17 protein-coding genes and 1 pseudogene are annotated in these 16,550 nt (G+C 54.2%); all 18 read left to right on the forward strand.

Annotation, left to right across the window (positions count from 1 at the left end; all coding sequences use genetic code 11):
• The first annotated feature begins 80 nt into the window (after window positions 1-80).
• The 18 genes and pseudogenes from B5E53_RS10585 (at window position 81) to dcm (ending at window position 16,491) form a co-directional block, all read left to right on the forward strand.
• Entirely contained in the window at window positions 81-281 is a 201-nt protein-coding gene (locus B5E53_RS10585) for a hypothetical protein (protein ID WP_087314821.1), read from the forward strand.
• On the forward strand, window positions 274-636 hold the full coding sequence (locus B5E53_RS10590; RefSeq protein ID WP_087314823.1) for an rRNA biogenesis protein rrp5: 363 nt from the start codon (window positions 274-276) through the stop codon (window positions 634-636). Before B5E53_RS10585 ends, B5E53_RS10590 begins: the two co-directional genes overlap by 8 nt.
• Window positions 636-1,754: a DUF2800 domain-containing protein gene (locus tag B5E53_RS10595; protein ID WP_087314825.1), complete on the forward strand. Its 1,119-nt coding sequence runs from the start codon at window positions 636-638 to the stop codon at window positions 1,752-1,754. The genes B5E53_RS10590 and B5E53_RS10595 overlap by 1 nt, the downstream gene beginning before the upstream one ends.
• A 13-nt stretch (window positions 1,755-1,767) precedes the next feature.
• Window positions 1,768-2,330 (forward strand): annotated as a pseudogene (locus tag B5E53_RS10600) (DUF2815 family protein).
• Window positions 2,331-2,408: 78 nt separating this feature from the next.
• Window positions 2,409-4,349, forward strand: a complete 1,941-nt coding sequence (locus B5E53_RS10605) for a DNA polymerase (protein ID WP_343215634.1) — start codon at window positions 2,409-2,411, stop codon at window positions 4,347-4,349.
• 15 nt (window positions 4,350-4,364) lie between these two features.
• Entirely contained in the window at window positions 4,365-4,799 is a 435-nt protein-coding gene (locus tag B5E53_RS10610; protein WP_087314829.1) for a DUF4406 domain-containing protein, read from the forward strand.
• Complete coding sequence (locus B5E53_RS10615; RefSeq protein WP_087314831.1) at window positions 4,787-7,129, forward strand: virulence-associated E family protein; 2,343 nt, start codon at window positions 4,787-4,789, stop codon at window positions 7,127-7,129. Before B5E53_RS10610 ends, B5E53_RS10615 begins: the two co-directional genes overlap by 13 nt.
• A 297-nt stretch (window positions 7,130-7,426) precedes the next feature.
• Window positions 7,427-7,945: a YozE family protein gene (locus B5E53_RS10620; protein ID WP_087314833.1), complete on the forward strand. Its 519-nt coding sequence runs from the start codon at window positions 7,427-7,429 to the stop codon at window positions 7,943-7,945.
• A complete protein-coding gene (locus B5E53_RS10625) occupies window positions 7,926-8,207 on the forward strand; it encodes a VRR-NUC domain-containing protein (protein WP_087314835.1) in 282 nt (93 codons plus the stop codon). Before B5E53_RS10620 ends, B5E53_RS10625 begins: the two co-directional genes overlap by 20 nt.
• Window positions 8,188-9,552: a DEAD/DEAH box helicase gene (locus tag B5E53_RS10630; protein WP_087314837.1), complete on the forward strand. Its 1,365-nt coding sequence runs from the start codon at window positions 8,188-8,190 to the stop codon at window positions 9,550-9,552. Before B5E53_RS10625 ends, B5E53_RS10630 begins: the two co-directional genes overlap by 20 nt.
• An 86-nt stretch (window positions 9,553-9,638) precedes the next feature.
• Complete coding sequence (locus B5E53_RS10635) at window positions 9,639-10,100, forward strand: hypothetical protein (RefSeq protein WP_087314839.1); 462 nt, start codon at window positions 9,639-9,641, stop codon at window positions 10,098-10,100.
• A 129-nt stretch (window positions 10,101-10,229) separates the two neighbouring features.
• Window positions 10,230-10,589: an HNH endonuclease gene (locus B5E53_RS10640; protein WP_087314841.1), complete on the forward strand. Its 360-nt coding sequence runs from the start codon at window positions 10,230-10,232 to the stop codon at window positions 10,587-10,589.
• A 144-nt stretch (window positions 10,590-10,733) separates the two neighbouring features.
• Window positions 10,734-11,282, forward strand: a complete 549-nt coding sequence (locus B5E53_RS10645) for a P27 family phage terminase small subunit (RefSeq protein WP_009269271.1) — start codon at window positions 10,734-10,736, stop codon at window positions 11,280-11,282.
• Window positions 11,283-11,287: 5 nt separating this feature from the next.
• Window positions 11,288-12,073, forward strand: coding sequence for an S-adenosylmethionine synthetase N-terminal domain-containing protein (locus B5E53_RS10650; protein ID WP_087314843.1), 786 nt, complete (start codon window positions 11,288-11,290; stop codon window positions 12,071-12,073).
• Complete coding sequence (locus tag B5E53_RS10655) at window positions 12,070-12,684, forward strand: HNH endonuclease (protein WP_087314845.1); 615 nt, start codon at window positions 12,070-12,072, stop codon at window positions 12,682-12,684. The genes B5E53_RS10650 and B5E53_RS10655 overlap by 4 nt, the downstream gene beginning before the upstream one ends.
• Window positions 12,674-13,948 (forward strand): DNA methyltransferase, encoded by a 1,275-nt coding sequence (locus tag B5E53_RS10660; protein ID WP_087314847.1) that lies wholly within the window; start codon window positions 12,674-12,676, stop codon window positions 13,946-13,948. Before B5E53_RS10655 ends, B5E53_RS10660 begins: the two co-directional genes overlap by 11 nt.
• Entirely contained in the window at window positions 13,941-14,558 is a 618-nt protein-coding gene (locus B5E53_RS10665; RefSeq protein ID WP_087314849.1) for an HNH endonuclease, read from the forward strand. The genes B5E53_RS10660 and B5E53_RS10665 overlap by 8 nt, the downstream gene beginning before the upstream one ends.
• Window positions 14,548-16,491 carry a DNA (cytosine-5-)-methyltransferase gene (gene dcm, locus B5E53_RS10670; protein WP_087314851.1) on the forward strand — a complete coding sequence of 648 codons (1,944 nt, stop codon included), beginning with the start codon at window positions 14,548-14,550 and terminating at the stop codon, window positions 16,489-16,491. The genes B5E53_RS10665 and dcm overlap by 11 nt, the downstream gene beginning before the upstream one ends.
• Window positions 16,492-16,550: the final 59 nt, after the last annotated feature.

A 16,550-nucleotide genomic window follows, 5' to 3' on the forward strand; every position in this document is an offset into this window, starting at 1 on the left:
TACCCCCTCAAAACAGCCTTCCAATCTCCGTATGTTGAAGGACATCCCGATACCGTCCTTCAGAAAGCAGAGGTGATGAGATGAAACACACATTACAGATCCGTGTTTCAAAAAAGCCTGTGAACAGCGGCGCGGTCAGTGTACGGAATGTCTCTGTGCGGGAGCGGTTCATGCGTTTCCTGCTGGGTGACAAGGTCAGGCTGACGGTCATCGTTCCGGGCAGTTCCGTGGAGGAACTGTCCATCCGGGAGGTTGCGGAAGGAGGGCTGGCGCATGAGTAAGATGAAACTTCTTCTGGACGTGGTATCCGATCTCCGTTCCCTGGCAGACAGTTTGCAGGCGGTGGCGGACGCTGTCGCACAGGGCGGACAGGAGCAGCCGGACCAAACCACGGAGGAAAAGCCGGCTCAGAAACCAGAAAAGAAAAATGCTGCAAAGCAAGTGGAGCCACCAGTGGAGAAGCCAGAGCCAAAGCCGCTGACGCTGGAACAGGTGCGGGCGGCTCTGGCGGAGAAGTCCCGTGCCGGACACACATCGGAAGTAAAGGCGCTCCTGATCAAGCACGGTGCGGATAAGCTGTCGGACATTGACCCGGCGGAGTATCCGGCGCTCCTTGCGGAAGCGGAGGTGCTGTGATGGGAAAACACGCATTGCTTTCCGCATCCTCCAGCCACCGGTGGCTGAATTGCCCGCCTTCCGCAAGGCTTTGCGAGAAGTATGAGGATGCGGGCAGCGAGTATGCCCAGGAAGGGACGGACGCCCACAGCCTGTGTGAATACAAGCTGAGACAGGCGCTCGGCATGGATGCCGCTGACCCCACGGAGAACCTTTCCTTCTACAACGAGGAAATGGAGCAGTGCGCTTTGGACTATGCGGCCTATGTGCTGGAACTGGTGGAAGGCGCAAAGAAATCCTGCAAAGACCCGGTGGTGCTGATTGAGCAGCGTCTGGACTTTTCCCGTTTCGTCAAAGACGGCTTCGGAACCGGCGACTGCGTCATCATTGCAGACGGTACTCTCGATATTGTGGATTACAAGCATGGGAAAGGCGTGGAGGTGTCTGCGGTAGAAAATCCCCAGATGATGCTGTATGCCCTGGGCGCTCTGGAATTGTTTGACGGCATCTATGACATTGATACCGTCCGCATGACCATCTTCCAGCCACGCCGGGATAACGTGAGTGTCTGTGTCATGGCAAAGGATGATCTTTTGCAGTGGGCCTATAACGACTTGACCTATAAGGCGAAACTGGCCTATGAGGGCGGCGGGGAGTTTGCCTGCGGGGACTGGTGCCGGTTCTGCAAGGCGAAGGCGGTCTGCCGGAAGAGGGCGGAGTACAACCTGGAACTGGCGAAATACGATTTTGAGATGCCCGACACACTGGAGGACGCGGAGATCGCTGCCATCCTGGACAAGGCGGATGAACTGGCCGCCTGGGCTGCGGATGTGAAGGAATACGCGCTCCGGCAGGCACTCAGCGGGACAGAGTATCCCGGCTACAAGGTGGTGGAGGGGCGCTCCAACCGCCGGTATATCAGCGAGGACGCGGTGGCCGATGCCGTTTCCCAGGCAGGATATGATCCCTACGCCAAAAAGGTGCTGGGCCTTACGGAGATGCAGAAGCTCCTGGGTAAAAAGAAGTTTGATGAGCTGCTGGGCGGCCTGATTGAAAAGCCACAGGGCAAGCCCGTCCTTGTGCCATTGTCCGATAAGCGGCAGCCTATGAATACGGCACAGAATGATTTTAAAGATTGAGGAGGAAACCAGAATGTCAAATAAAGTCAAGAACCCGATGAAAGTGATCACCGGCCCCAATACCAGATGGAGCTATTGCAACGTGTGGCAGCCCAAGTCCATCAACGCGGCACCCCCAAGTACAGTGTCAGCCTGATCATCCCCAAGTCGGATACGGTCACCATCAACAAGATCAAAGCGGCTATCGAAGCAGCTTATAAGGAGGGCGAGGCCAAGCTGAAAGGCAACGGCCGGAGCGTACCGGCGCTTTCCGTCTTAAAGACGCCGCTCCGTGACGGGGATGCGGAGCGCCCGGACGATGAAGCCTACGCAAACGCCTACTTCGTCAACGCCAACAGCGCCACGGCTCCGGGCATTGTGGACGCGGACCGCCAGCCGATCCTGGATACTTCCGAGGTTTACAGCGGTGTGTACGGCAGGGCGAGCATCAACTTTTATGCGTTCAATTCCAATGGCAATAAGGGGATTGCCTGTGGCTTGAATAACCTGCAGAAGATCCGTGACGGTGAACCGCTGGGCGGCAAGTCCCGCCCGGAGGATGACTTTGCGGATGAGGACGAGGATTTCCTCTCCTGACACAGAAAACCGCTGGAACCGGGTGGCGGGGGTATCAGCCCCTGCTGCCCCTTTGGCGGTTGAAGGGAGATGATAAACTTGAAATCTATATCATGGGATTTGGAAACGTACAGCAGTGTGGATCTTACGAAATGTGGGGTGTACCGATACTGCGAGAGCGAAGATTTTGAAATCCTGCTTGCCGCATATTCCATCGATGGCGGGGCGGTACAGGTGACCGACCTTGCCTGTGGGGAGAAACTCCCGCAAGAGATTCTGGATGTGCTGGAAGATGAAACTGTAGAGAAGTGGTCATACAACTCGCAATTTGAACGGATTTGTCTCTCACGGCTCCTCGGCTATCCGGCCGGTGACTATCTTGCTCCGGAATCCTGGCGCTGCTCTATGGTGTGGGCCTCAACACTGGGCCTTCCACGTTCCCTGGAAAGCGTGGGCGTAGTGCTGGGGCTGGAGAAGCAGAAGTTGACGGAGGGCAAAGACCTGATCCGCTATTTCTGTGTCCCCTGCAGACCGACCAAAGCAAACGGAGGCAGGATGCGGAACTTGCCGGAGCATGACCCGGAGAAATGGGAACGGTTCAAGGCATATAACGTCCGGGATGTGGAGACGGAAATGCAGATACAGAAAAGGCTCTCCAATTTTCCGGTACCGGATACCATCTGGGAAGAATACCATCTCGACCAGGAGATCAATGACCGGGGAATCGGCGTGGATATGGAACTGGTCCGGCAGGCCATCGCCATGGATGCCCGTTCCCGTGAACGGCTGACCGCCGCTATGCGGGAACTGACGGAACTGGAAAACCCGAATTCCGTACAGCAGATGAAACAGTGGCTGGCAGACCACGGGCTGGAAACGGACACCCTGGGGAAAAAGGCAGTGGCGGAATTGCTTAAGACCGCGCCGGGGCCGCTCCGGGAGGTTCTCTCCCTCCGGCAGCAGCTCGCTAAGAGCAGCGTGAAGAAATACACGGCAATGGAGAACGCGGTCTGCGCCGACAGCCGGGCCCATGGAATGTTCCAGTTTTACGGGGCCAACCGCACCGGCCGGTTCTCCGGGCGGCTGATCCAGTTGCAAAATCTGTATAAGAATACCATGCCAGATCTGGCACAGGCACGGGCTCTGGTGCGGAGTGGTAATTACGAAGCCCTTTCCTTGCTCTACGAAGATATCCCAGATACCCTATCACAGTTGATCCGCACGGCATTTGTGCCGCAGGATGGCAGGAAACTCATCGTAGCGGATTTCTCCGCCATCGAAGCAAGGGTACTGGCCTGGTTCGCTGGAGAGAAATGGGTATTGGAGGTCTTTGAAAAAGGCGGAGACATTTACTGTGAGACTGCTGCCCGTATGTTCCACTGCAGGGTGGAAAAGCATGGGGAGAACGCAGAGTTGCGTCAAAAGGGGAAACAGGCCACTTTATCCTGCGGGTACGGCGGAAGCGTCGGTGCGCTGAAAGCAATGGGTGCATTGGAGGCAGGAATGACGGAGGAGGAACTGCAGCCCCTGGTGGACAGCTGGAGAGAGGCAAATCCCAATATCGTCCGTTTCTGGTGGGATGTAGACCGGGCAGTGAAGGACTGTATCAGGCAGAGAGTCCCCACGGAGACACACGGGCTCCATTTTGATTACCGGAGTGCTATGCTCTTTATCACGCTTCCTTCCGGCCGGCGGCTTGCCTATGTGAAACCGAGGATCGGAGAGAACCAGTTTGGCGGGGAGTCGGTGACTTACATGGGTGTAGGCGGTACGAAGAAATGGGAACGGCTGGAAAGCTATGGCCCCAAGTTTGTAGAGAACATCGTCCAGGGTACCGCCCGCGATATTCTTTGCTATGCCATGCAGACCTTAAAAAACTGCTCCATTGTCGCCCATGTGCATGACGAGATTATCATCGAGGCCGACCGACGGATGTCGGTTGCAGCGGTGTGCGAACAGATGGGAAGGACGCCGCCCTGGGCGAAAGGGCTGAAGCTCCGGGCGGACGGATACGAATGCGAGTTTTATCAGAAGGATTAGAAGGAGGTGCAGCCTATGGGTATTAACAAATATAACAGCGAGGGCTACTATGACCCAACGGTCTATGAAGCCCTTGTCAATATTGAGAAAGCGGAAAAATCGGCAAGGCGTGTATACCGGCCTCTGGTCTATATATGCTCTCCCTACGCTGGTGATGTGGAACGGAACGTGAACATGGCAAGGGCATACAGCCGCTTTGCGGTACGGAATACCTGTATTCCCATTACCCCTCACCTGCTCTATCCGCAGTTCATGGATGACGCCGTCCCAGCAGAGCGGGAACTTGCCCTGTTCATGGGAATGGTGCTGCTCACAAAATGTGAGCAGGTGTGGGTGTTCGGCAGCGTCATATCATCGGGGATGCGGGCAGAGATTGCGAAAGCGGAAAAGAAGAACATACCGGTGCGGTATTTTACGGAGGAATTGGAGGAGATGCCATGCGCGAATTAAACATTGCCTGCGCCAACAGCCGCAGCACGAAACAGTTGACGAACAAGAAGATCGAACTCTCCGCTTTGAAGGAACGGCTGAAAGTGACAATCCGCACAACGGAGTCCGCAGAGGAATACGCCCGGCTCCCCAGGTCGAAACGGGACGCCGCGAAGGACCACGGCGGCATTGTAGCTGGCGTGCTAAAGGACGGGAGGCGCAAGATCGACACGGTGGTCTCCCGGTCCATGGTAACGCTGGACGGGGACCGGATCGAGGCGGAATTCCTGGAGGACTATGAACGCCGGGTTCCCTACACCTCCATCCTCTACAGCACCCACAGCCACACGCCGGAGACGCCGCGGGTGCGGATACTGGTTCCCCTGACGAGGGATGTAACGCCGGAGGAGTATGTGGCGGTGGCAAGATACCTGGCCCAGTCCCTGGGCATGGACTATTTTGATGAATGCTCCTACCTGCCCAACCAGCTCATGTACTGGCCCAGCACACCGGCCAACGGGGAGTTTGTCTATAAGGAGACGGACGGGCCGTGGCTTGACCCGGACGAAATCCTGTCGGCGCATCCGGAATGGACAGACCCTACCAGGCTGCCTACCTCCTCCAGGGAGAGCCGGGCGAAGGGGATCGGGGATAAGAAACAGGCAGATCCGCTGGAAAAGGAAGGTATTGTTGGAGTTTTCAATAACGCCTACTTTCCTATAAACCTCGCCATGGAAAAATTCCTGAGTGACATTTATGAGCTTTCAGCGGATGGGACACGCTACCGCTTTAAGGAGTCGAGCAGCCAGCCGGGTGTGGAGATCAAGGAGGGCGGCAAATTTGTATACAGCCACCACGCCAAAGACCCGGCATATCTGAAGCTGTGCAGCGCCTTTGACATTGTTCGCATCCATCTCTTTGGCGATGAGGACGAGAAGAAGACGTTCCGTGCGATGGCGGATTTTGCCAGCAGGGACGAGACGGTCAAAATGCTGATCCTTGAGAAAAAGCAGCAGGCGGCAGAAACGGACTTTTGTTTCACGGACGGGGACGATACCTGGAAGAAAAAGCTGGAGTATGAGTCTCGTTCTATGGTGTTAAAAAACAACCTCCATAACATTACCCTGATTATGGAGAACGATCCCAACCTCAAAGGAATCGTGTTTAACCAGTTGGCAGACGGCATGGAGATCAAAGGCGAGGTGCCATGGAAACATCCGGCAAGGTTCTGGCGGGATGCGGATGACGCGCAGCTCATCAGTTTTGTAGATTCCCATTATGGCTCGTTTTCAGAACGTAATTACCGTATCGCAGTTACCAAGGTGACGGACGACCGTTCCTATCACCCGATCCGGGAAATGTTCGAGTCCCTTCCGCCATGGGATAAGGTCAGGCGGGCAGAGACCGTGCTGATCGATTATCTCGGTGCGGAGGACAACCGCTATGTCAGGGCGGTCACCAGGAAGTCGCTGTGCGCAGCGTATATGAGGGTACATTATCCCGGCATCAAGTTTGACAACATGATTGTTTTAAACGGGGCTCAAGGTATTGGCAAAAGCACCCTCATTTCCGCCCTTGGTGGGGAGTGGTTCTCAGACAGCCTTGCCCTTTCTGACATGAACGATAAAACAGCCGCTGAGAAACTGCAGGGGTACTGGATTCTGGAGATCGGCGAACTTGCGGGCATGAAAAAGGCGGACATCGACAAGGTCAAAGCCTTTATTTCCAGACAGGACGACAAATACCGCGCCAGTTTTGGGCGGAGGGTGACTCCGCACCCAAGGCAATGTGTGTTCTTCGGCACGACCAACAGCGAGAACGGGTATCTCCGCGATATTACCGGAAACCGCAGGTTCTGGAACGTCAAGGTTACCGGCCAGGGAAAGTGCAAGCCCTGGGAAATGACCGCCGAGGTGGTCCGGCAGATATGGGCGGAGGTCGCCGAGATCGCCAGGTCGGGAGAAAAGCTGTATCTTGATGCTGACATTGAGGCTTACGCCAGGCAGGAACAGCGGGAAGCGATGGAGCAGGACGACCGCGAGGGCATCGTGCGGAATTATCTGGATATGCTTCTTCCCGATGATTGGGACAGCATGGATTATTACAGGCGCAGGGAGTATATCCGAGATATTGATGATCCGACCAGGGCTGAGGGTACTGTAAAGCGGCAGACCGTGAGCAACATCGAGATCTGGTGCGAATGCTTCGGCAAAAGCAAGGAGGAGATGCGCCCCTCGGACTCCTATGCCATATCTGCCATTATGGTGCGGATCGAGGGCTGGGAGAAATGCGGGATGCGGCAGATGCTCCCCATCTATGGGCGGCAGCGCATATATACGAGGACAACCTGAGCCGTCCCACACCTGTCCTGGGGTTGTCCATGGCCGGAAAACGCAGTCAGCACAAGGGTTTCCGGTATCTTACTGGACAACTGGACAGAAAAACCTATATAAGACAAAAACATGAATTTATATGGATATAGATCCCGTCCTGCACACGCGCGAACACGCGTATTTCGCGCGTAAGGGAATTTTCCGTCCACTTGTCCGCAGAAGCGGCAAAAACGCAGTGATTTCAAGGGTTTTTGCTGTGGACAGGCCCTGTGGACAAGGGCTGGACGGGACAACTTCTGAAAGGAGAAATCGGAAATGATCAAAAATGGAAGGCCTTATACGAATGAGAACGGATTTACCGATGGGGCGCTGATCACCGGCCGTGAGGATGCTGTGGTTACCGCGGTTGACGGATGGATCAGAAAGAATATTCGAGCCGGGAAGAAGATCCTACAGGGACACACGAGTTACGGGATGAAACACCTGCTGGAACATGATACGGGCGTTTACCTTACCAACAACGAGTTCAAGGACGCCATGCTGCTTGCCGGATACCGGCCCGTGAATCCGAACAGCCTGAACTGGAAGTACCGCATTGAGCTGACACGAGAGATCAATGACAATCCCAGCCCGTTCTTCCGCTGGGCGAGGAACTTCGGGGCGGACGCCACGCCATGCGGGGATTTTGTCCGGGATATGCTCCGCGACTTTGAATTCCCGGTTCTGGCAGAACATGATGTTATTGCGCGGTACCTTGGCCGTATCGGCGCCTGCAGCGGAGCGGTGGAGGCATTTGAGGTGTTATGGAGGGAATATGCGGGAGCGGCAGATTGAACAGACCCTGGCAAAAGCCGTAAAAGCGGCAGGCGGCATCGCACCGAAATTTACCTCTCCCGGATTTGCCGGGATGCCCGACCGCTTAGTGCTGATGCCGGGCGGACACATCGGCTTTGTGGAGGTAAAAGCACCGGGAGAAAAACCGAGGCCCCTGCAGCTTTCCAGGCACAGGCTCCTTCGGCGATTGGGCTTTAAGGTGTATGTGCTGGATGACGAGGGGCAGATTGGAGGGATCATGGATGAAATACAGTCCCCATGAGTATCAGAGCCATGCCACGGAGTATATCGAGACACACCCTGTTGCGGCGGTGCTTTTGTCGATGGGGCTTGGCAAGACGAGCATTACCCTGACCGCTTTGAACGACCTGCTGTTTGACCGCTTTGAGATCCACAAAGCCATCGTGATCGCACCCCTGCGTGTGGCACGGGATACCTGGCCGGCAGAGATTGAGAAATGGGACCACCTGGGCGGCCTGATCTATTCCGTGGCTGTGGGAACAGAGGCGGAGCGGCGGGCGGCGCTGAGACGGCAGGCAGACATTTACATCATCAACCGGGAGAACGTGCAGTGGCTGGTGGAGGCAAGCGGCATCCCCTTTGATTACGACATGGTGGTGGTTGATGAGTTATCTTCTTTCAAGAATCACCAGTCCAAGCGGTTCCGTGCCATGATGAAGGTGCGGCCGAAGGTGGGACGGATCGTGGGACTGACCGGGACGCCCAGCAGCAACGGGCTGATGGATCTATGGGCTGAGTTTAAGCTGCTGGATATGGGGCAGCGGCTGGGGAGGTTTATTGGGCAGTACCGCACCCGGTTCTTCCTGCCGGACAAGCGCAATGGGCAGGTGGTGTTTTCCTACAAGCCCCTTCCAGGGGCGGAGGAACAGATCTACCGGCTGATCTCCGACATCACGATTTCCATGAAATCCACAGATTACCTGCATATGCCACAGTTCGTTTCCTCCGGCTATGAAGTGTATCTCTCTGAGGAGGAAACGCAACGGTATGTTTCCTTCAAGCGGGATCTGTTGCTGCAGCTCCCGGACGGGGAAATCACCGCCGCCAATGCTGCGGCTCTTTCCGGGAAGCTCTCCCAGATGGCGAATGGCGCGGTATACACAGATGAAGGAGAGACCATTGCCATCCATGACCGGAAACTGGATGCCTTGGAGGACATCATCGAGAGTATGGGAGGGAAACCGCTCCTGGTGGCTTACTGGTTCCGGCACGACCTGGAACGGATCAGGTCGCGGCTCCATAAGCTGAAGATCCCATTTTCCAGGCTGGATTCTTCGGAAAGCATCCGTAGATGGAATGCAGGGGAACTTCCAGTGGCACTGATTCACCCGGCATCGGCGGGACACGGGCTGAATCTTCAAAGCGGGGGTTCCACCCTTGTGTGGTTTGGACTGACCTGGTCCCTGGAACTTTACCAGCAGACCAACGCCCGTCTCTGGCGGCAGGGCCAGCAGTCCGATACCGTGGTGGTGCAGCATATCATCACGAAAGGTACGATTGACGAGCGGATCATGAAGGCCCTGTCGGAAAAGGACACCACACAGGCAGCGTTGATCGAAGCCGTGAAAGCGGATCTGAAAATCTGAGCCAAACCATGAAAACAAGGAGCCAATCAAAGACAATCTGTGAAAATCCGGGGGAATAAAAAAATCTTTGATTGGAGGTACCGGGTATGAGCATTATCTGGAAGTATCTTGATAAACGGTCGGCGGCTGTGGACGCCTTGAAGGATTTCGGCAGCATGAAATTTATTATCGGCCACACGGATGACGAAATCAAAAGAGCCTATGAGAAAATGGAAGGCATCAGCAGCCCGCAGCTTGACGGGATGCCCCGCAGCCATAATCCGCAGGCTTCAGAGGAGAGGATCGTCAAGGGCATTGAGGAGATCGATGTTTTGAAGGAACGATACCGGCAGGCGGTGGAATACATGGCGTGGTTCGTCCCAGCCTGGAAAGAACTGACAGAGGATGAACGGTATGTGCTGGAAGCGTTCTATGGTGAGGACAACCAGTACGGAAGTAATGCCGCTGACGATGTGGCAGACTATTTCCAGATTGAACGGGCTTCCGCATACCGCAGGAAGAACCGGGCGCTGGAGCGCCTGACCATCCTCCTGTTTGGGAAAGCCTGATGTCCACTCTGTGAGATGAAGTTTCCATTTGGACATGGTACGATAGTAACATCGAAAACTGCATAAAGACAGCCAGCCTCATGGGAGAAATCCTGTGGGGCTTTCTTTATGCCCGGAGGAGGTGAGCCGATGCCAAGGAAACCAAAGCGGCCGTGTTCCTACCCCGGCTGTCCCAAGCTGACGGATGGCAGGTTCTGTGAGGAACATCAAAAGCTGGAGAATCAACGGTACGAAAAGTATGACCGGGACCCGGCAGCCAAGCGCAGGTACGGACGGGCATGGAAACGCATCCGTGACCGGTACATGAATGCGCACCCGCTTTGTGAGCGGTGCCAACGGGAAGGCAGGCTCGTAAAAGCGGAGCAGGTGCATCACATCAAGCCTCTGGCAGAGGGCGGTGATCACAGCGAAACAAATCTTATGTCCTTATGTTCTTCTTGTCATGCGAAAATTCATGCAGAACGTGGGGATCGCTGGCACAATCACTAAAGGCCCCAAGGGCGGTCAAAATCTCTACGGCAGAGCGGCCGGGGAACGGGCGCGGGGGCTCGCGTGCGAAAAAGGCGAAATCAAAAGGGTAATAAAGGGTGGCCGGCTGCGGCTGCTTTACTTTTCGAGGAAAGGGGTGAGAAAATGCCGACAAAATCCAACAACACAGGCGGGCGCGGCGGTGCAAGACCCGGTGCGGGAAGAAAAAAGTCTGCGGTCAAGGAAAAAGCCGAGAATGGCAATCCGGGCGGACGCAGGCTGGAAGTGCTGGATATTCCCGAAGTCGAGGGTGTCGATATGCCAAAGCCCCATGAATTCCTTTCTGCCGAGCAGCGTGACGGGAGTACGCTCCAGGCGGAGGAGATATACACGGAAACCTGGGAGTGGCTGAAAAAGGTGGGCTGTGCGGCGAAAGTGTCTCCCCAGCTATTAGAACGGTATGCTATGTGCTCCGCCCGGTGGATTCAGTGCGAGGAGATGACTAACCGTATGGGCTTCCTATCCAAGCACCCGACCACCCAGAAGCCAATCCCGTCTCCGTTCATCAATATCGGCATCAACTATATGAACCAGGCGGTGCGGCTCTGGAACGAGATTTTCCAAATCGTGAAAGAAAACTGCAGCACCGATTACGGGGAGGTTTCTCCCCAGGACGATCTGATGGAGCGCCTGCTCCGCGCAAGGAAGGGGTGAAACCTATGTTTGAAAAAGTAAATCCGTGCCACCCGGATAAGGTGGCGGACCGTATCGCCGGCGCTCTGGTGGATGCGGCGTATAGGAAAGAGGAAAATCCCAGGATCGCCGTGGAAGTCCTCATCGGCCACGGCGTCTGCCACATCATTGCGGAGAGTTCCGTACACATCCCGCTGGATGAGGTGGATGCCATTGTGAAGCGTATCGGCGGGAATCTGCACACAGATTATGTGGAAGTCCCGCAGGACGGACGCCTCGCCGATAACCAGGCGGAAGGAATCCGCTGCGGCGACAACGGTATCTTTAAGGGGATGCCGGTCACGGAGGAGCAGAAAGTTCTCTGTGAGATTGCAAAAAGTGTGTATCACACTTACCCCACAGATGGGAAGTACATCATTGATGAAGCAAGGCTGACCCTCTGCCAGAGCCATGCCCCTGCCGCCAAGCTGCAGAAGCGGTATCCGGGCGCCGAGGTCAATCCCCTGGGCGACTGGACAGGCGGCACGGATGTGGACGCAGGCGCCACCAATCGGAAACTGGGTAGCGACATGGCCGATTCGGTGACGGGCGGCGGGCTTCATGGGAAAGACCTCTCCAAAGCGGATGTGTCTGTGAACATCTACGCTTGGCTCAAAGCGCAGGAAACCGGAAAGCCAGTGGAACTGTGCTGCGCCATCGGGGATGATACAGTGGACGGTGTTCCCTACGCTGAGATCGTGGAGACGGCCCGGAGATACATCCAGATCCTTGGCGGTTTTGAGAAATTTGCGGAATGGGGGCTGGTGCGATGAAAACTACATCTCATTCGGAAGGAGCATTAATTTGGGTTGATGAACAGATGAAGACTCTCGGTGTGGATGATTATCATTTTTGCCCAGAGAACGATTGTTATGTTTGTGATCGCTACGGGAACTTCTATTCAATTTGTCACAGACAGTATTCCAAGGCAGGAAATTTAGTTGAAAAATACAGGATAATGAAACTAAACGGATCAATCGATAAGTATGGCTATGTTACGTATCGCATCACGATAGATGGAATCAAAAAACATCTTAAGGCACATAGAATGATGCTAAATGCGTGGATTGGAGAAAGGCAAAATCTTGTAGTAAACCATAAAGATGGCAACAAACAGAATAATGCCCTCTCAAATCTCGAATGGTGTACAGTTGCTGAAAATAATGCTCATGCGATTAGTACGGGATTGTTTGATCCGCATGCCGCCAAACATGAATTAGCCATACCGTTAGCAGACTGGCTCACATTATATATTCTGTATGAGCATTTCGGAATGTCTATGTGCGAATTAGGGCGGATAAATAATGTTTCACATTCGACTATTTCAAAAATCGTCCAAAGAATCCGTACAATTCTGCCGAAGGAGGTGCAGCATGGAACATAAAACAATTACAGAATTCCAGTTGGTTGATATTAATCGGCTTGTCCCATATATCAATAATGCAAGGACACACAGCCCGGAGCAGATAAACAAGCTTCGGGCTTCTTTACGGGAGTTTGGATTTGTAAATCCGATTATTGTTGATAGAGATTACAACGTTCTGGCAGGACACGGACGTCTTATCGGCGCAAAGGCAGAAGGATACAAAGAAGTTCCGTGCGTTTTTGTGGATGAAATGACGGAAGCGCAGAAGAAAGCCTATATCATTGCGGACAACCGCATGGCGATGGATGCCGGATGGGATGAGGAACTTCTGCGGGTGGAGATTGAGTCCTTGCAGGGTATGGACTTTGATCCCCTGCTGACCGGTTTTGATGAAAAGGAACTGGCAGACCTGTTTGGTACAGATGATGAGGCGAAGGAAGATGACTTCGATGTGGAAGCGGAACTGGAGAAGCCCTGCTTTTCCAAAGCAGGTGACATCTGGCGGCTTGGAAAACATACCGTCATCTGCGGGGATTCCACAGACCCGGAGACGTTCCGTTTGCTTCTTAGAGACACGAAGGTCAACCTGGTCTGCACGGACGCCCCGTATTTTGTTAAACTGGAGAGCCAGTCCGGGCGGATCGCAAACGACGATCTGGAGGATGCCCAGGCCTACGAGTTCCTCATGAAAGCATTTACGAACTTCAAAGATGCCATGGCCATTGACGCTTCTATCTATGAATTTTACGCCACTATGAAAGCGCGTGTGTTTTATGACGCCTTTGAGGATGCCGGGTTCAAGGTCGGCGCCGGACTCATCTGGAAAAAGCCCAGGGCTCCGCTGATGCGGACAGACTGGAAGTTCAACATGGAACCGATCATCTTTGGCTGGAGAAAGGATGGAAAGCACAAGTGGTATGGAGACCAGAAACAGAAAGCCGTCTTTGAATTTGATGGAATCAAGAATTCAAAAGAGGACGGACATGGTCATCCTTCCAGTAAACCTGTTCCTCTCATTGCGTATCTGATACAGCAAAGCACACAGGTAAATGGAATCGTACTGGATGGGTTTCTGGGTTCAGCATCCACGCTGATTGCCTGTGACCAGATCGGGCGGATCTGTTATGGGGTGGAACTGGAACCAAAGTTTGTAGATGTGGCAGTTATGCGTTACATGAACCAGCATGGCAACAGTGCGGATGGTGTGCTGTTGATCCGGGATGGAAAGGAACATACCTACGAACAGGCACTTGATATGGCGGAGGTAATTGCAGATGAGTAATGTAAAATATCGGTTTTCTGAAGACGGCCTTGTAGCCTATGGGGAACTGGCAAGCGGTCAGATTTTTGTGATAGATGCCGATATGGTCGAAAAGATTCGTACAGTTAAATTTTATCTGGGCAGCAAAGGAAATGGCAGCCAATATTATGTGATTGACTGTAAGGGACGAACCCTCCATGATTATCTGTTTGAACACAGGCCAGGCTATGAAATAGACCATATAAATCTGGACACATTTGACAATCGCAGGTGCAATATCCGTTATTGTACACATCAGCAGAACCAGATGAACCAGCCGCTGCAGAAAAATAATACTTCCGGTGTCAGTGGCGTGAGTTATTATCCGCCAAGGCGCAAATTCCGGGCAAGAATAAAAATCTGCCAGCAAGAGATACACCTTGGCTATTTTGATACCTTTGAAGATGCAGTAAAAGCGCGGAATATTGGAATGCTTTGTATGTTTGGACAGTATGGGAGATATAACGATACTGGAAAAGCACCGGATTGGATTGAAAGAAAAGTCGCTGGAAAATGTGCGCGTTATGCGGAACTCTCGCAGAACAGCGCATTTTTTGATTTCTGGGATGGGGGTGTTGTCAATGATCCATGACAAACTGACCCTCGGCAGCCTCTTTGACGGCTCCGGCGGCTTCCCCCTGGGCGGCTTGCTCTCCGGCATTACCCCCGTTTGGGCATCGGAGATTGAGCCGTTCCCCATCCGGGTGACCACAAAGCGGCTGCCTTTTATGAAGCATTACGGCGATGTCTCCCGGATGGACGGCGCAGAGGTAGAGCCGGTGGACATCATCACCTTCGGCTCGCCCTGCCAGGATATGAGCATTGCCGGGAAAAGAGCCGGGCTTGGCGGCTCACGGAGTAACCTCTTTTATGAGGCAATACGGATTGTAAAAGAAATGAGGTGTGCAACCGATGGAAAATATCCGAGGTATATCGTCTGGGAGAACGTCCCTGGCGCGTTCAGTTCCAACAAGGGCGCGGACTTCCAGTCCGTCCTCGAAGAGGTCTGCTCGGTCAAAGGATACGAAATTCATACTCCTCGACCTGAGAGATGGGCAAACGCCGGGGAGATCATGGCAGACGATTTCAGTCTCGCATGGCGGGTATTTGATGCGCAGTACTGGGGAGTTCCCCAGCGCAGAAAACGTATCTACCTTGTCGCAGATTTTGCAGGCGGGAGTGCCGGAAAAATACTATTTGAGTCCGAAGGCGTGTCTGGGTATACTCCGCAGGGCTTCCGCCCGTGGCAAGGAACTGCCGGAACTTTTGCGGAAGGCGCTGGAGCGTCAGGCTGCGTCTGCTTAAACGACCAGGGCGGCAGCCGCATGGATGTGACGGAGGACGTTGCGGCAACGCTCCGGGCAGAAAACCACGGGCATCCTCCCTGCGTGATGGGGGCAGCCGGTTTCTGTACCGAGCATTCCGCACAGGCCAGGGGCATCGGGTATGAGGAGGAGACCTCGCCTACTCTCCGTACCGGTACGGTGCCGGCGGCGGTTTATGAAAACCATAGCCAGGACACCAGATACACCGGCCCGCTGGAGACAGCCCCCACGGTTATGTCTACCTATGGCACAGGCGGAAACAACCAGCCCTTTGTGGTGGAGACACCCAAGACGCTGAAGATCCGCTCTGGCTGTGAGGGCGGCGGCAAAGGTGCACTGATCCAGGATAACAAATCCGCTACGCTTGGCTGCAACAACGACCAGACGGTATTCGTGCCGTTTGTGAAAGGTACCCGGCCCCACTCTCCCGATGAAGAACCGCAGTGGAAAGCCTCCGATGTGGCGAACACACTGAATACCTGCGATGTGGGCGAGACCCGGTGTAATGAACTGGCGGTCAAAGTATATGGCATCTGCTCTAAAGACAGCAACGCCATGAAATCCGAGAATCCCAAGAGCGGCTTCTACGAAGCGGAAACTTCCAGATGCCTGGATGCGAACGGCGGAAATCCTACCTGCAATCAGGGAGGCATGGCCGTGGTGGCCCTGCAGGGTTCCATGATTGGCAGGGCGGAAAAGAACGGTCCCCAGGGCAGCGGCGTGAATGAGGATGTATCCTTTACGCTGGATGCTGCTGATCGTCACGCCGTAGCCTACTGCATGACCACCGGCACTTACACCCAGATGCTTAAGGAACAGTCCCCGACCTTGATGGCAAGGGACTATAAAGACCCGCCTGTAGTGAACGAGACAGAGCCGGAATACATTGTACGCAGGCTGATGCCCACCGAGTGCGCAAGGCTGCAGGGGTTCCCGGACTGGTGGTGCACCGGGCTTGAAACCGATGAGCCGTCTGAGGAGGAGATCGAGTTCTGGACAGAGGTGTTTGAGATACACCGCTCCGTCATGGGGAAGTCCTCCAGACCCAAGAGCCGGAACCAGATCATCAAGTGGCTGAAAAATCCCCACTCCGACAGCGCAGAATATAAAATGTGGGGCAACGGCGTGGCGCTCCCCAACGTCTATTTCGTGCTTTCCGGCATTGTGTACTACTCACAATTCCCGGAATTTTTGTTGTGACATATTTTGTGCCGGATTCGCTTGCTATTTCCGCTGCTTAGAGTGATTAATGTAGTACC

The organism is Eubacterium sp. An11, from assembly GCF_002161065.1.
GTDB lineage: Bacteria > Bacillota > Clostridia > Lachnospirales > Lachnospiraceae > Anaerobutyricum > Anaerobutyricum faecale.

What these genes read in the sequence shown, in the direction of transcription:
- B5E53_RS10585 (WP_087314821.1), top strand. Translation starts at nt 81, where the DNA reads ATGAAACACACATTACAGATCCGTGTTTCAAAAAAGCCTGTGAACAGC.
- B5E53_RS10590 (WP_087314823.1), top strand. Translation starts at nt 274, where the DNA reads ATGAGTAAGATGAAACTTCTTCTGGACGTGGTATCCGATCTCCGTTCC.
- B5E53_RS10595 (WP_087314825.1), top strand. Translation starts at nt 636, where the DNA reads ATGGGAAAACACGCATTGCTTTCCGCATCCTCCAGCCACCGGTGGCTG.
- B5E53_RS10610 (WP_087314829.1), top strand. Translation starts at nt 4,365, where the DNA reads ATGGGTATTAACAAATATAACAGCGAGGGCTACTATGACCCAACGGTC.
- B5E53_RS10615 (WP_087314831.1), top strand. Translation starts at nt 4,787, where the DNA reads ATGCGCGAATTAAACATTGCCTGCGCCAACAGCCGCAGCACGAAACAG.
- B5E53_RS10620 (WP_087314833.1), top strand. Translation starts at nt 7,427, where the DNA reads ATGATCAAAAATGGAAGGCCTTATACGAATGAGAACGGATTTACCGAT.
- B5E53_RS10625 (WP_087314835.1), top strand. Translation starts at nt 7,926, where the DNA reads ATGCGGGAGCGGCAGATTGAACAGACCCTGGCAAAAGCCGTAAAAGCG.
- B5E53_RS10630 (WP_087314837.1), top strand. Translation starts at nt 8,188, where the DNA reads ATGAAATACAGTCCCCATGAGTATCAGAGCCATGCCACGGAGTATATC.
- B5E53_RS10635 (WP_087314839.1), top strand. Translation starts at nt 9,639, where the DNA reads ATGAGCATTATCTGGAAGTATCTTGATAAACGGTCGGCGGCTGTGGAC.
- B5E53_RS10640 (WP_087314841.1), top strand. Translation starts at nt 10,230, where the DNA reads ATGCCAAGGAAACCAAAGCGGCCGTGTTCCTACCCCGGCTGTCCCAAG.
- B5E53_RS10645 (WP_009269271.1), top strand. Translation starts at nt 10,734, where the DNA reads ATGCCGACAAAATCCAACAACACAGGCGGGCGCGGCGGTGCAAGACCC.
- B5E53_RS10650 (WP_087314843.1), top strand. Translation starts at nt 11,288, where the DNA reads ATGTTTGAAAAAGTAAATCCGTGCCACCCGGATAAGGTGGCGGACCGT.
- B5E53_RS10655 (WP_087314845.1), top strand. Translation starts at nt 12,070, where the DNA reads ATGAAAACTACATCTCATTCGGAAGGAGCATTAATTTGGGTTGATGAA.
- B5E53_RS10660 (WP_087314847.1), top strand. Translation starts at nt 12,674, where the DNA reads ATGGAACATAAAACAATTACAGAATTCCAGTTGGTTGATATTAATCGG.
- B5E53_RS10665 (WP_087314849.1), top strand. Translation starts at nt 13,941, where the DNA reads ATGAGTAATGTAAAATATCGGTTTTCTGAAGACGGCCTTGTAGCCTAT.
- dcm (WP_087314851.1), top strand. Translation starts at nt 14,548, where the DNA reads ATGATCCATGACAAACTGACCCTCGGCAGCCTCTTTGACGGCTCCGGC.